Raw genomic sequence first — 14,245 nt, 5'->3', positions numbered from 1 at the left:
TTAGAATGTTAATTTACAAAATGTAAACGTTAACTAATGTTAATTATTAAAATAAACATTACTTCCATATTCAATATCTTTGAAATACGTCTAAAATGACAATTAATTTCCATGTCGCATTGTTTTCATATGGAAAGCCCGAGCAGGGTATTCAGCGTCATTCCGGGCCTGCAGCATCGCGCAGAATCATTCTGTGCCTGCAACGATGCGGCAAGCATGTCAGTTTCTTACATCTCATTTTCCTGATGTAGCCGCCGCCGCGGAAATTGAGCCAGAGGTTGTTGGACCAGCAATTGGAGTCAGCCATGGCAACACGGATTTATCCCCCGACAGAAAGCACTTGCTTCGCCCACACGTACTTCGCCATTCAGGCGAGGTGCACTCTTATCGAAAGTTTTGTTGCCGCTGCAATGCGTTGGGGATAAGCCGCCTCAAAAGCATCGCCGGCAGTGTTTAGCCAAACGGGCAACTCTGCACTAGGCATGCTTGGTCTCAATTCAGACTGAGACAAAATCCCTGTTTTTTTTACCCAATTTTCTTCGCTATGGACCCGTCCTGGCGTTGAGGGCGTCTTTTTGCCTATTTTTTGTATTTTTCCGGAGAATGACATGAGCAAGACTTATCGTTTGGTATGGAGCAAGACACAAGGTGCACTGGTGGTCACATCGGAACTTGCCAAGACCAATGGCAAGGGAGCCTCGAACCTGCTGTTGTCGACTGCCTCGGTCGGCGCAGCCGGCGGCCTGTCCGGCCAGGGTGACGCCACGCCGCAGCTGCGGCGTTTGCCGGCATTGCTCGCGCTGGCGACAACCGGCTTTTTTGCCCTGAACGGTTCGGCAGCCTGGGCCAATTGCACGCCGGCCAATCCGGCTGACGGCGCAACAGTCACCTGCGCCGGCGCCGCTCCGTTGCTGGCGCCTTCATTCAGCAGCGCTGCCAATAACCTGACGGTGAACGTGAACACCGGCGCCAGCGCCGGCGTGCTGCTGGGCCTGCTCGGCACAGCAATGAATTTGACCGGCAACAATGTCACGCTCAATAACGGCGGCACCATAGATCCGTCGCTGCTGGGGGCGGCCAGCCTGTTATCGACCGGCACCGTGATCGGCAATGCCGCGGCCAGCACCGTTACCGTCAACAACAGCGGCACCATGAAGGGCACCAGCGGCTTGCTGGGAGTGAGCCTGACCAACCTGAACGGCGTTGCGCTGGCGGTGCAGAACGGCGCCGGCGGCGTCAGCAATCTTTCCAATACCGGCACGATCGGCAGTTCGCCTTTGCTGGGCGTTTCGCTGTTCGCATCCGATGCGCCGGTGGTTGCAGCCTACGGCGGCGGCCAGGTCAACTTCGTCAATTCCGGCACCATCAACGGCCGGGTTGCCTTCGAGGCTTCGGGTACGCCCGGCACCGGCAACACCTTCGTCAATTCCGGGACCATCACCGGCAGCGTCTCGATGGGTGCCAACAGCAGCAACACGTTTACCGCGGTGACCGGCTCCAATGTCAATGCAGGCGGCAGCCTCGGCCTCAACCTATTGAACGTGGTCGGCCTCAACCTCGGGTTTGCCGCAACCGGAACGGTCGACGGCGGCGCCGGCGGCAACAATACCTTGCTCTTGCAAAACACGGCAACCGGCACCGGTAGCGGCAGCACTGGCTCAGGCACCATTACCAGCGGCACCTACATCAACTTCCAGCACCTGGGACTCAACAGCGGCAGCTGGACCCTGAGCGGAGCGCAGACATTCCAGGATGCGACGCTGAACGGCGGCCTGGCATTGTTCGATAATTCGGCCTCTTTCGGCACCGGTGCAATTACGGCCAACGGCGGCGCGATCCAGGCCACTGCCGCCGGCCTTAACCTTGGCAACAGCTTCAACCTGCTTGGCGGCGGCCTGACGGTCCAGGGCGCGAGCGCACTGACCATATCGGGCATCATTTCGGGCGTCGGCGGACTGACCAAGAACGACAGCGGAACACTGACCTTGAACGGCGCCAATACCTATAGCGGCAACACCAATCTCAACGCTGGCGGACTGATCCTGGGGAACGCGACCGCTATCGGCAGCGGGACCTTGGCAGTGGGAGGCAACGCAACACTGGATACCAGCATCGGACTGACGCTGGGCAACAACATCAATCTCGCCGGCGGAGCGGACCTGACCCTCACCGGCAGCAATAACCTCGGCCTGAGCGGCATCATTTCCGGCGCCGGCGGCCTCGTGAAAAACGGCAGCACCACTACCACGCTGACCGGCGCCAACACCTTCACCGGCGGCGCGACGATCAATGCAGGGACGCTGGCTATCGGCGCAGGCGGCAGCCTGGCGCCGACCGTGGCGGTCAACGTGGCCGGCATCGGCGCCGGTTTCGACATTTCTGCCGGCGGCAACCAGACCATCGGCTCATTGGCTGGCGTGGCAGGCAGCACGGTAGCCTTGGGCGCCAACACCCTGACCTTCGGCGACGCCACCAACCAGACCTATGGCGGCGTCATTGGCGGCAGCGGCGGCCTGATCAAACAAGGCAGCGGCACCGAAACCCTGACTGGCGCCAATACCTTCACTGGCGGCGCGACGATCAACGCCGGTACGCTGGCCATCGGCGCGGGCGGCAGCCTGGCTCCGACCGTGGCGGTCAACGTTGCGGGCGCTGGCGCCGGCCTGGATATTTCCGCCGGCGGCAACCAGACCATCGGTTCGCTGGCCGGCGTGGCAGGCAGCACAGTCGCACTGGGTGCAAATACCTTGACCTTTGGCGACGCCACCAACCAGACCTTCGGCGGCGCCATCGGCGGCACCGGCGGCTTGATCAAACAAGGCAGCGGCACCGAAACCCTGAGCGGCGCCAATACCTTCACTGGCGGCGCCACGATCAATGCCGGTACGCTGGCTATCGGCGCAGGCGGCAGCCTGGCGCCGACCGTGGCAGTCAACGTCGCCGCTGCCGGCGCCGGTTTCGACATTTCTGCCGGCGGCAACCAGACCATCGGTTCGCTTGCCGGCGTGGCAGGCAGCACAGTCGCACTGGGTGGTAATACCTTGACCTTCGGCGACGCTACCAACCAAACCTTCGGCGGCGCCATCGGCGGCACCGGCGGCTTGATCAAACAAGGCAGCGGCACCGAAACCCTGACCGGCGCCAATACTTTTAGCGGCGGTGCAACCATCAATGCCGGCGCCTTGATCCTGGGTGCAGGCGGCAGCCTCGCGCCGAGCGTGGCAGTCAATGTCGCGGGCGCCGGCGCAAGCCTGGACATTTCTGCCAGCGGCAACCAGACCATCGGATCGCTGGCCGGCGTGGCAGGCAGCACAGTCGCCTTGGGCGCAAATACCCTGACCTTCGGCGACGCCACCAACCAAACCTTCGGCGGCGTCATCGGCGGCACCGGCGGCCTGGTCAAGCAAGGCACAGGCGCCGAAACACTGACCGGCGCCAATACCTACACCGGAGGCACGACCATCAATGCCGGCTCGCTGATACTTGGCAACAGCTCAGCGATCGGCACCGGTGCACTGACTGTGGGCGGCGCGGCAACCATCGACAACACCATTCCGCTGACGCTGAATAATGCGGTAGTCCTCAACGCCGGCCTGACCGTGGCGGGCAGCAACGACCTGACATTGAGCAACGTGGTGTCCGGAACCGGCAGCCTGACCAAGGATGGCGCTGCCAACCTGACCCTGGCCGGCGCCAATACCTACAGCGGCGGCACGGTCCTGAACAACGGCACGATCACCGTGGGCAATAATTCTGCGCTTGGCACCGGCAGCCTGGCCTTGAACGGCGGCCAGCTCGATGTGAACGGCTTCCAGATAACCTTGACAGGCCTGAACGGCAACGGCAACGTGGCCCTGGGCAGCGGTGGCGTGACTGTGAATGGCGGCGGCAATTACGGCGGGGTCATTTCGGGAACCGGGACAGTGGCCAAGGACGGCAGCGATACCTTGACGCTGACCGGTGCCAACACCTACACCGGCGGCACCACCATCAATGCCGGCACATTGCAGATCGGGAATGGCGGCACTACCGGAAGCATAGTCGGCAACGTGGTCGACAATGGCACGCTGACGTTCAATCGTTCCGACGACACCACCTATGGCGGCGTCATCAGCGGCAGCGGCAGTGTGGTCAAGCTGGGCGCAGGGGTGCTGGGATTGAGCGGCGTCAGCACCTACAGCGGACCGACCACGGTGAATGCAGGCACATTGGCGGTAAGCGGTTCGATCGCCAATTCGACTGTCACCGTCAACAGCGGCGGCACCATCCAGGGTCCCGGGACTATCGGCGGACTGCTGGTCAACAGCGGCGGGACGGCTGCGATTGCCGCCGCCGGCCAGCCTATCGGCAGCCTGACGGTGGCCGGCAATGCTGCCTTTACGCCTGGATCGTTTTACCAGGTGAAGGCCACGCCGCTGCAAAGCGACTTGATCAGCGTCGGCGGCAGCACCAGCTTGACTGGCGGAACGGTGCAGGTAATGGCGGCGGTCGGCGACTACAAGCCGACCAACAACTATACGATCCTTACTTCTGCCGGCGGCGTCAACGGCACATTTTCAGGGGTGACGTCGAACCTGGTATTCCTGACGCCTAGCCTGAGCTACGACGCCAAGAACGTGTTCCTGCAACTGGTGCGTAATAGTGTGTCGTTCCAGCAGGCGGCCACTACGCCGAACCAGCAAAGCGTGGCAAACGCCGTCACCATCCTTGGCGGCGGCAATACGATTTACGACACCATCACCTCGCTCGACCTGGCGTCGGCGCAAGCGGCGTTTGACAGCCTGTCCGGCGAGATTCACGCCAGCGCGCGCAGCGTCATGCTGGAAGACAGCCGTTACATCAGAGATGCGGTCACAGCGCGCGCGCGCCAAGGTTCGGCTGCGCGTTCCGGCGTCTTGTCTGCGCTTTCGGCCGGCGGTGCAGCCAGCTGCACAGCAGACAGCGCCACTCAGCAGAACGATCAGTTGCGCGCCGATAACGCCTGCGCCGACGACCGGCGCAATGCGCGGGTGGTCTGGGGCCAGGTATATGGCGCCAAGAGCAACCTGGATGGCGAGAACGGCGTGGCCAACGTGAACCGCAGCACCGGAGGCTTCATTGTCGGGGTCGACACGCCGCTGAACGATACCTGGCGTGCAGGTGTCGCCGGCGGCATCGGCCACACGTCGTTTGACACCAGCCGCTCCAACGGCTCCGGTTCCATCGACAGCTATCACCTGGCGCTGTATGGCGACGCGCAGTTCGGCGCGCTTGGCGTGCGCCTGGGGACCGCATATACATGGAACAAGCTGGACACCGACCGCAGCATCGTGTTCCCGGGTTTCTCCGACAGCACCAAGTCCAGCTACGATGCGCACACTACCCAGGTTTTCGGTGAGCTTGGCTACGCCATCGCGGCGGGCCGGGTAGCGCTGGAACCGTTCGCCGGCCTGGCGTATGTCAACCTGCATACCGACGGCTTCAGCGAAAACGGCGGCGCTGCTGCCCTGAGCGGCAAGAGCGACAGCCAGAACGTCACCTTCTCGACATTGGGCGTAAGGGCCGCGACTCTCCTGGGCGCTCCTGGCTCGGGCGTTACGGCCCGCGGCACGGTCGGCTGGCGCCACGCATTCGGCAGCGTGACGCCGACCGCGGACCTGGCGTTCAGCAGCAACGCCGCTGCGTCGTTTGCGGTGACCGGCGTGCCGGTAGCGCGCGACGCCATGCTGGTGGAAGCCGGGATTGACGTCGGCATCGGCAAGAGCGCAACGCTGGGCCTGGGATATTCAGGACAGTTCGGCGACAAGGTAAGGGACAACGCCATCAAGGCAAACATAGCCTGGAAATTCTGATGGCGTGATTGTGGTGTAGCTGAAAACAGCCCTGCATTTGCGGCGTTATCTCGGGAAAAACCAGGATAGCCGCATCTGCAGGGCGATCGTCTGCCGGTTCCAAGGCCTGTCCGCCAGGCCTTCTCCTTGTCATTCCCGCGTCACATTCCCTCCTTACAATCAGCATTGCCATATTGGTAATTGCTGAAAAATCCGCCTTTGTCTTCCATAATCCCCGACCATTTTCTGACCAGACCATGACTTTCCCATTGCTCAATCGCGAACTCGGTGTGCTTGCCTTTAACGAGCGGGTCCTGGCGCAAGCCGAAGACCCTGCGGTCCCCTTGCTGGAACGGCTGCGCTTTGTCTGCATCACCAGCAGCAACCTGGATGAGTTTTCCGAAATCCGCATGTCCGGCTTGCAGGAACAGATCAGGGTAGCGGTGGACGGCGTGACGCCGGACGGCATGTCGCTGCAGCATGCCTACAGCACCATCAGCGAGCGCGCCCAGAAACTGGTAGCGCGCCAGTATGCCTTGTTCAACGATGTATTGCTGCCGGCGCTGAATGCCGAGGGCATCGCTTTTTACCAGGAGTCGGAATGGAACGAGGAGCAGACTGCCTGGGCTCATGAATTTTTCAAGAGCGAGCTGTTGCCGGTGCTGACGCCGATCGGGCTGGATCCGGCCCATCCTTTTCCGCGGGTGCTCAACAAGAGCTTGAATTTCGCAGTCAAGCTGAGCGGCAAGGATGCCTTCGGCCGCGAAACCGAACTGGCCATCGTGCAGGCGCCGCGGGTGTTGCCGCGCCTGGTCCGGATGCCGGAGCATCTGTCGGCGCATGCATACGGCTTCGTGCTGCTGAGCAGTTTCATGCAGCGTTTTGTCGGCGAGCTGTTTCCGGGTTTGTCTATCGGCGGCTGTTATCAGTTCCGCGTGACGCGCAACAGCGACTTGTTTGTCGACGAGGATGAAGTCACCGACCTGCGGCTGGCCCTCCAGGGTGAGCTGCCGACACGCCAGCTGGGCAATGCAGTGCGGCTGGAAGTAGCGGACGGCACGCCGGCTTCGCTGGTGCAGCGGCTGCTGAACCAGAACGGCCTGGCGCCAGGCGATTGCTACCGGGTCAACGGCGCGGTCAACCTGGTGCGCCTGATGCCTTTGCCGGACCTGGTCGACCGGCCCGACCTGAAATTCACGCCGCATACGCCGGTGCTGCCGAAAGCCTTTGTCACCGGCGCTTCGGTGTTCGATATCATCGACCAGCAGGACGTGCTGCTGCACCATCCCTACGAAAGTTTCCAGCCGGTGCTGGAGCTGTTGCAGCAGGCGGCGATCGATCCCGATGTGCTGGCCATCAAGCAAACCATTTACCGTACCGGCAACGATTCGCCGCTGATGAGCGCCCTGATGCAGGCGGCCAAGAACGGCAAGGAAGTCACGGTGGTGCTGGAGCTGATGGCGCGCTTCGACGAAGAAACCAATATCGGCTGGGCGGCCAAGCTGGAAGCGGTCGGCGCCCATGTGGTGTACGGCGTGTTCGGCTACAAGACGCATGCCAAGATGCTGCTGATCGTGCGCCGCAAGCGCCACGCCAAGCATACCAAGCTGAAGCGTTATGTGCATCTCGGCACCGGCAACTACCATCCGAAAACCGCGCGCCTGTACACCGACTTCGGCCTGATGACCAACGACGACAAGATTTGCGAAGACGTGCACCACGTGTTCCAGCAGCTGACCGGTTTCGGCAAGCAGGTGGCGCTCAAGCGCTTGTGGCAATCGCCGTTCACCTTGCATGCGAACGTCTTGCATGCGATCCAGAAAGAAGTCGATGCCACCAAGGCCGGCAAGCAGGGCTACATCATCGCCAAGATGAATGCCTTACTGGAGCCAACGGTGATTGAAGCCTTGTACCTGGCGTCCCAGGCCGGGGTCAAGATCCAGCTGCTGATCCGCGGCGTGTGCGCCTTGCAGCCCGGCGTGCCGGGTTTGTCGGAAAACATCAAGGTGCGGTCCGTGATCGGGCGCTTCCTTGAACATCACCGGGTATTTTATTTTTACGCCGACGGCGAGGAGCATGTGATGCTGTCCAGCGCCGACTGGATGGACCGCAATCTGTTCCGCCGTATCGAAACGGCGTTCCCGATCCTGGACGGCAAGCTCAAGCGGCGCGTGATCGAAGAGAGTCTGCTGGTGCATCTGCAGGACAATGCATCGGCCTGGGACATGGACAGCGACGGCAGCTACCACAGGGCAGACCCCGGCGAGGCGACACCGCTGGTCAGCCAGATCGATCTGCTGTCGCGTTTTTAATTTGCGCTTTTAATTCGTGTTTTTAGTTTGATTTGTGGGCCTGTCCCAGCTTGTCTTCCAGGCGGCTTTGCAAACGCTCGAAGCACAGGCTCAGGCACCAGTAGATAGCCGCGGCCGCCAGGTACAGGGGCAGCGGACGGAAGGTCACCGCGATGATTTCCTTGGTGGCCAGCATCAGTTCCGTGACCGTGATGACCGACACCAGCGAGGTATCCTTGATCAGGCTGATCAGGGTATTGCTCATCGACGGCACGGCGATCCGGATTGCCTGCGGAATCACGATGTGGCGCAGCGTTTGCCAGTAGTTCAGGCCGATGCTGTAGCTGGCGGCCCATTGCCCCGTATGCACGCCGAGAATGGCGCCGCGCAGGCTTTCCGACAGATAGGCGCCGGCATTCAGGCTGAGCGCCAGGATGCCCGCGGTGAGCGGTGAAAAACTGATGCCTATGCTGGGCAGGCCGTAATAAATCACGAAGATCTGCACCAGCAGCGGCGTGCCGCGCATCAGGCTGACATACACGCTGGCCGGCCAGCGCGCCAGGCGCGAAGGCAGGATGCGCGCAATAGCCAACGGAAAACCGAGCAGCAGTCCGCCCAGCATCGACGCCACCGCAAACACCAGGGTGTAGCCCACACCGCGCAGCAAAGTCGGCGCCGCCTGCTGCAGCAAATCCAGTAATTCCATAAGGTCTCTGTTAAATCCGGACTTCCCAGGTTAAAAAAACATCCCCGCGGCGGGCGGGGATGGTGGGTGAGTCAGAAGTGTAGCGCAGAAATTACCAATGCGTTATCAATGCGCTCTCATTGCGCCGATGGCGCTTTGCTAACATCGAAACCGAACCACTTGAAGGACACTTGCTTGAAACTGCCGTCTTTCAGGATCTCGTCGAGCGCTTTGTTCAGAGCGGCCTCGAATTTCGGATTGCCTTTCTGGAAAGGGATGCCGATCTTGTCGATGTCGCCGAAGGTGGCGCCGGCTTTCAGCGGCAGGTTGGCGCTCTTCAGCAGGTAACCGACCAGCAGGCGGTCGTTCAAGGCCGCATCGATGCGGCCGCTGGCCAGGTCGGCCAGGTACTCGGGCGAACCGGGATAAGTTTTGACATCGATGCCCGCAACCGCCTTGGCTTTTTGCTCAAAGTTGGTGCCCTGGCCCAGGCCGAGCTTGTAGCCCTTCAGCGATTCCAGAGTAGGGAAGCTGCGCTTCTCGTCTTTGCGGACAATCAGCTGCGCGGTCGACAAGGTGTATGGCTGGGAAAAATCGAAGGCTTTCTGGCGCGCTTCGGTAATTCCGACCTGGTTCAGGATGACATCGTATTTGCCGGCGCCGAGGCCCGCCAGGATGCCGCTCCATTCGGTCGTGGTGAATTCCGGCTTCACTCCAAGCTTGGCTGCCAGCAGTTTGGCGACGTCGACTTCAAAGCCGGTCAGTTCGCCGCTTTTCGGGTCCTTGAAATTGAACGGCGGATAGTTGCCTTCCATCGCTACTTTCAGGGTGCCGCGGGCTTTGACGGTATCCAGCAGGTCTGCTGCGAACGCATTGAGGGTGACGCCGGCGATCAGTACCGCTGCTGCGATCTTGCTCAGTTTGGACAGTGTGGTGGCCATTTTTTTCCTTTTTGGTTGGTGGGCATTGGCTGACGGCTATGTTAAGCGTTTTCCCCTGCAAATGTGAAATGACCGTTTCGCCACTCTATATGCAGTTATTGTCTTTGCATTTAAGGAAAATATCAGCTATCGCCAATCTGCGCAATTTATGCCTTGCCGTTTTTCTTGCGCAGGGCCAAATCGGTAGTTAATGCAGCGAATTGCTGGTACAGCTGCGCGACTTGGGGTTGCCACTCCTGGAGCGCTTGATACTGCCTGGCGACAGTAGCCATGTCACCGCGTGCAATGGGACCGGTAAGGGCTTTTGCAGGACCGATCTTGAAGGCGTTGGCGGCGCTTTCAGTCAGCAGTGGTTCGATCAGCTTCAAGGCGAGCTCGGGCGCTATTCCAGCCGCGATGTAAGCCTGTTGCGCGATGTCGATCAGCGTCACCTGATAGTTGGACGCGAAGACCGCGGCAGCGTGGTACAGGGTTTTTTGCTCGCGATGGATATGCACCAGCTGCGCGCCGATGGCGCTGAACGCTGGGCCGAGGACGGCAAGGGCGGCGGCATCACCTTCGCTGCCGCACCAGGTGCCGGCGAAATGCTCGGCTACCTGCTGCGGCATGGCGAAGCTGCGGATCGGGTGGATGCTGGCGACAGCGGCGCCGGGTTCGGACGCCGCTGCCAGTTCGAGCGACGACAGGGCGCCGCTGCAATGGAACACGATGCTGCCTGGCTGCAGTTTGCCGGCGGCGGCGAGGGCGTTGCAGCAGGCGGCGATCTGGTCGTCGCCTGCTGCGATCAGGTAGACATCGGCGTTGCGCAGGTCGGCGCAGGAAGCCGCTGCGCTGCCGGCGCCGATGAAGGCGCTGGCTTCTTGCGCGCTGGCGCTCGAGCGGTTCAGGATGTCGAGCAGGGTAAATGTCCGGCTGTCGTGCCACAGCCGGCCCAGGGTGCGGCCAAGCTTGCCGCAACCGATGATGCTCAGGGTAGGCGCGTTTGCGCCAGCTGCGCCTAGTTGCCCAGTTGCTCCAGCGCTTCCTGCTGTTCCAGCCATTCCGCCTCCAGTTGCGTCAGTTCCTTGGCATAAAACGCCTGATCGGCGAGCAGCGTCGCCAATTCCTTTTTCTTGTCTTTATCGTAGATTTCGGGATCGGCCAGGCGCGTATCGACAGTATGCTTCTGCGCGCTGCGTTTGGCGATCTGTTCGTCCAGGCGCTTGATGCGCGCTTCGATAGGCTTTTTCTGTGTCGCCAGCTTTTGCCTGGCTTCCGCTTCTGCGCGTTTCTGTTCGCGGCGGTCGGCATTGTCGACTGCAGCAGCTGCAGCCGGCGCCACTGCGCTGGCGATGGTGGCCTTGCTGCTGGCTTTCGGCAGCGCGGTAGCTGCAGTCCCAGCGGTCGCACTATTCTTGGCCGCCAGCTTGGTCTTGAACAGCCAGTCCTTGTAATCGTCGAGGTCGCCGTCGAACGGCGCTACCTTGCCGTCGGCAACGATGATGAACTGGTCGGTGGTGGCGCGCAGCAGGTGGCGATCATGGGATACCAGCACCAGCGTGCCCTCGAACTGCGCCAGCGCCATGGTCAGCGCCTCGCGGGTTTCCAGGTCCAGATGGTTGGTCGGTTCATCCAGCAGCAGCAGGTTGGGGCGTTGCCAGACGATCAGGGCCAGCGCCAGGCGCGCTTTTTCGCCGCCGGAAAACGGCGCGATCGAGCTGGTCACCATGGTGCCGTTGAAATTGAAGCTGCCAAGGAAGTTGCGCAATTCCTGTTCGCGCACGGTAGGCGCGATCTTGCCCATGTGCCACAGCGGCGATTCGTCATGCCGCAGCATTTCCACCTGGTGCTGGGCAAAATAACCGATCGACAGGCCTTTGCCGAACTGGGCGTCGCCGCGCAGCGGCTTGAGTTCTTCTGCGATGGTTTTGATGAAAGTCGATTTGCCGGCGCCGTTGACGCCCAGCAGGCCGATACGCTGGCCGATCTGCAACGAGAAATTGATGCCGGAGACGATCACCTTTTCGGTGACATCGTGGCTGGTCTCGCTTTCGGTGCGGTAGCCGGCGCTCACATCTTCCATCACCAGCAGCGGGTTAGGCGCGCTCAGCGGTACGCGGAATTCGAAAGAGAATTCGGCCGCTGCGCGCAGCGGCGCCAGTTCTTCCATCTTGGCCAGCGCCTTCATCCGGCTCTGCGCCTGGCGGGCCTTGCTGGCCTGGGCCTTGAAGCGGCTGATGAACGATTCCAGGTGGGCGCGCTGGCGCATCTGCTTTTCCAGGGTGCCGGCAGCCAGTTCCAGCTGCGCGGAACGCTGCCGTTCGAACGAAGAATAGTTGCCTGAATAGCGTTTCAGCTTGCGTTCATCGATATGCACGATGACATTCACCACGCCGTCCAGGAAATCGCGGTCATGGGAGATGATGATCAGGGTGCCGGGATAGCGCTTGAGCCAGTCTTCCAGCCAGATGATGGCGTCCAGGTCCAAGTGATTGGTCGGTTCATCGAGCAGCAGCAGGTCGGATGGGCACATCAGCGCCTGCGCCAGGTTCAGGCGCATGCGCCAACCGCCGGAGAAGCTGGCTACCGGCTGGTCCATTTGCGCCAGCGAGAAGCCGAGGCCGGTCAGCAGCTGTTCGGCGCGCGAACGCACCGTGTAGGCATCGGCATCGGCCAAGGCGCTGTACAGCTCGCCGATCAGGATGCCGTTGGAGGTGCTTTCCGGTTCGCTTTCCAGGAACGCCAGTTCTTCTTCCAGCCGGCGCAGGGTGATGTCGCCGTCGATAGCGTATTCAATCGCCGCGCGGTCCAGCGCCGGGGTTTCCTGGGCGACGTAGGCCATGCGCCATTTCGAGGGGAAGTCGATCTCGCCCTGGTCGGCATGCAGTTCCCCGCGCAGCAGCCCGAACAGGCTGGACTTGCCGGCGCCGTTGGCGCCGATCAGGCCGATCTTGTCGCCCGGGTTGAGGGTGACCTCGACATTGTCGAGCAATGGCTTGATGCCGCGCATCAGGGAAACTTGTTGAAAACGTATCATATCTGCTAACTATCGTGCTAATTATCGTGCTAAATGAGTGGCCATGCATGTGTCTGAAACGACATGCAGGTTGTGATGATCTTGCTTGCTGCTTGTTTACTGTTATTTGGGCGCCGGGCCGGCGCGGGCTAGGGCAACTGGTCTGCCGTCAGCAGGAATACCATGTCGTCGCCGGCGCTGGTCGAGACCCAGGTCATTTCCAGGTCGGGGAATGCCGCTTCGGCGAAAGCGCGCTCGTTGCCGATTTCGACCACCAGCACGCCGTCCGGGGTCAGGCGCTGCTTGGCGCCGGCGACAATCTTGCGCACCAGATCCATGCCGTCGTCGCCGCCGGCTAGGGCGATTTGCGGTTCCCGCAGGTATTCCGGCGGCAGCTTGCCCATCGAACCCGAATTGACATACGGCGGGTTGGTGACGATCAGGTCGTATTTCTTGGCCGGCACCTTGCTGTACAGGTCGGATTCGATCAGCGTGATGCGGTCCTGCAATTCATAGTCGTCGACGTTGCGGCGCGCCACGGCCAGCGCATCGGCCGAGATATCCGCGGTATCGACGTGCGCTTGCGGGAAAGCGTCCGCCAGCATGATAGGCAGGCAGCCGGAGCCGGTGCACAGTTCCAGGATGTTGCTGACTGCCTCCGGGTCTTGCAGCCACGGCGAGAAATGGTCCGGGATCAGTTCGGCGATGAAGGAGCGCGGCACGATCACGCGCTGGTCGACGTAGAACCGGTAATCGCCCAGCCAGGCTTCGTTGGTGATGTAGGCGGCGGGAATGCGGTCGACACTGCGTTTTTCGATGACTTGCAGCACGGCGTCGACTTCGTGGCGCAGCAGGTGCGCATCGAAAAACGGTTCGATTTTATCCAGCGGCAGCTTCAGCGTATGCAGGATCAGGTAAGCAGCCTCATCCAGCGCGTTGCTGCTGCCGTGGCCGAAGAACAGGCCGGCGGTGTTGAAGCGGGTCACGGCATAGCGCAGCAGGTCGCGGATGGTGGTAAAGGATTGTGGTGTCATGGCACGGATAGTAAAAGTAAGGCTGGTAATGCAGCGGCTTGGCATAGCGCTTTGCAAATGTCAGGCGGATTCTAACGGAAATGCCCGGCCGAAAGGGCGCAACCGGTTGAATAAGCCCGGTATTTGCGCGGTATTGCCATTATTGTCGGCGCTATCTTGTCAGGATTCGATCAAGACAGCATTATATCTGAGTGCGTGCAGCGCATTCCGGACATGCTCCCCGGCTTCGGTGCGCAATGCGTGCGGATCGGCTATGCGCTGGCCGTCTTTATCCTTGAATTCGAGCATTTTCTGCTGTTCTTGCTGCAGGATGAAGTCGACCAGCTGGGTCTGGGTATGGTTGCCGTCAAGTTTGGGCAACAGCAGTTTCTGGATGATATTCAGGGGAATCCGCTGGTGCCACAGGCTGGTCGGCATGAATTCCGGGTCCAGCGCGATGTCGGCGCGGGCCGCGGCCAGGGCCACCGGCTTTTCCGCCACGCCGTAAGC

General features: G+C 61.2%; 8 protein-coding genes. 2 read left to right on the top strand and 6 right to left on the bottom strand.

Annotated features, from left to right (window positions below; genetic code table 11):
- Positions 1 to 608 precede the first annotated feature (608 nt).
- Together JWQ61_RS04735 and ppk1 are read left to right on the top strand one after the other, a co-directional pair.
- Positions 609 to 5,831, top strand: coding sequence for an autotransporter domain-containing protein (locus JWQ61_RS04735; RefSeq protein ID WP_304359502.1), 5,223 nt, complete (start codon positions 609 to 611; stop codon positions 5,829 to 5,831).
- Between the two features lie 236 nt (positions 5,832 to 6,067).
- Positions 6,068 to 8,122 (top strand): polyphosphate kinase 1, encoded by a 2,055-nt coding sequence (gene ppk1, locus JWQ61_RS04730; RefSeq protein ID WP_304359501.1) that lies wholly within the window; start codon positions 6,068 to 6,070, stop codon positions 8,120 to 8,122.
- Positions 8,123 to 8,144: 22 nt separating this feature from the next.
- Here the strand turns inward: ppk1 and JWQ61_RS04725 are convergent, their stop codons facing one another.
- The 6 genes from JWQ61_RS04725 to JWQ61_RS04700 all read right to left on the bottom strand — a co-directional run.
- Positions 8,145 to 8,807 carry an amino acid ABC transporter permease gene (locus tag JWQ61_RS04725; protein ID WP_120236693.1) on the bottom strand — a complete coding sequence of 221 codons (663 nt, stop codon included), beginning with the start codon at positions 8,805 to 8,807 and terminating at the stop codon, positions 8,145 to 8,147.
- 116 nt (positions 8,808 to 8,923) lie between these two features.
- The gene (locus tag JWQ61_RS04720) at positions 8,924 to 9,727 is read right to left on the bottom strand and encodes a transporter substrate-binding domain-containing protein (protein WP_304359500.1); all 804 of its coding nucleotides are present in this window, start codon (positions 9,725 to 9,727) and stop codon (positions 8,924 to 8,926) included.
- Between the two features lie 146 nt (positions 9,728 to 9,873).
- Positions 9,874 to 10,767: a Rossmann-like and DUF2520 domain-containing protein gene (locus JWQ61_RS04715; protein WP_304359499.1), complete on the bottom strand. Its 894-nt coding sequence runs from the start codon at positions 10,765 to 10,767 to the stop codon at positions 9,874 to 9,876.
- The gene (locus JWQ61_RS04710; RefSeq protein WP_304359498.1) at positions 10,725 to 12,743 is read right to left on the bottom strand and encodes an ATP-binding cassette domain-containing protein; all 2,019 of its coding nucleotides are present in this window, start codon (positions 12,741 to 12,743) and stop codon (positions 10,725 to 10,727) included. Before JWQ61_RS04710 ends, JWQ61_RS04715 begins: the two co-directional genes overlap by 43 nt.
- Positions 12,744 to 12,871: 128 nt before the next feature.
- Complete coding sequence (gene prmB / locus JWQ61_RS04705) at positions 12,872 to 13,756, bottom strand: 50S ribosomal protein L3 N(5)-glutamine methyltransferase (RefSeq protein WP_014005270.1); 885 nt, start codon at positions 13,754 to 13,756, stop codon at positions 12,872 to 12,874.
- Between the two features lie 159 nt (positions 13,757 to 13,915).
- The coding region (locus tag JWQ61_RS04700; protein ID WP_304359497.1) for a hypothetical protein at positions 13,916 to 14,245 on the bottom strand (330 nt) is incomplete at its 5' end.

This window comes from Collimonas fungivorans (genome assembly GCF_028292705.1).
Taxonomy (GTDB): Bacteria; Pseudomonadota; Gammaproteobacteria; order Burkholderiales; family Burkholderiaceae_D; genus Collimonas; species Collimonas fungivorans_B.
The sequence above is the reverse complement of the archived record's forward strand: the minus strand, read 5'-3'. Positions and strand labels throughout refer to the sequence as shown.

What these genes read in the sequence shown, in the direction of transcription:
- JWQ61_RS04735 (WP_304359502.1), top strand. Translation starts at nt 609, where the DNA reads ATGAGCAAGACTTATCGTTTGGTATGGAGCAAGACACAAGGTGCACTG.
- ppk1 (WP_304359501.1), top strand. Translation starts at nt 6,068, where the DNA reads ATGACTTTCCCATTGCTCAATCGCGAACTCGGTGTGCTTGCCTTTAAC.
- JWQ61_RS04725 (WP_120236693.1), bottom strand. Translation starts at nt 8,807, where the DNA reads ATGGAATTACTGGATTTGCTGCAGCAGGCGGCGCCGACTTTGCTGCGC.
- JWQ61_RS04720 (WP_304359500.1), bottom strand. Translation starts at nt 9,727, where the DNA reads ATGGCCACCACACTGTCCAAACTGAGCAAGATCGCAGCAGCGGTACTG.
- JWQ61_RS04715 (WP_304359499.1), bottom strand. Translation starts at nt 10,767, where the DNA reads ATGGCTGGAACAGCAGGAAGCGCTGGAGCAACTGGGCAACTAGGCGCA.
- JWQ61_RS04710 (WP_304359498.1), bottom strand. Translation starts at nt 12,743, where the DNA reads ATGATACGTTTTCAACAAGTTTCCCTGATGCGCGGCATCAAGCCATTG.
- prmB (WP_014005270.1), bottom strand. Translation starts at nt 13,756, where the DNA reads ATGACACCACAATCCTTTACCACCATCCGCGACCTGCTGCGCTATGCC.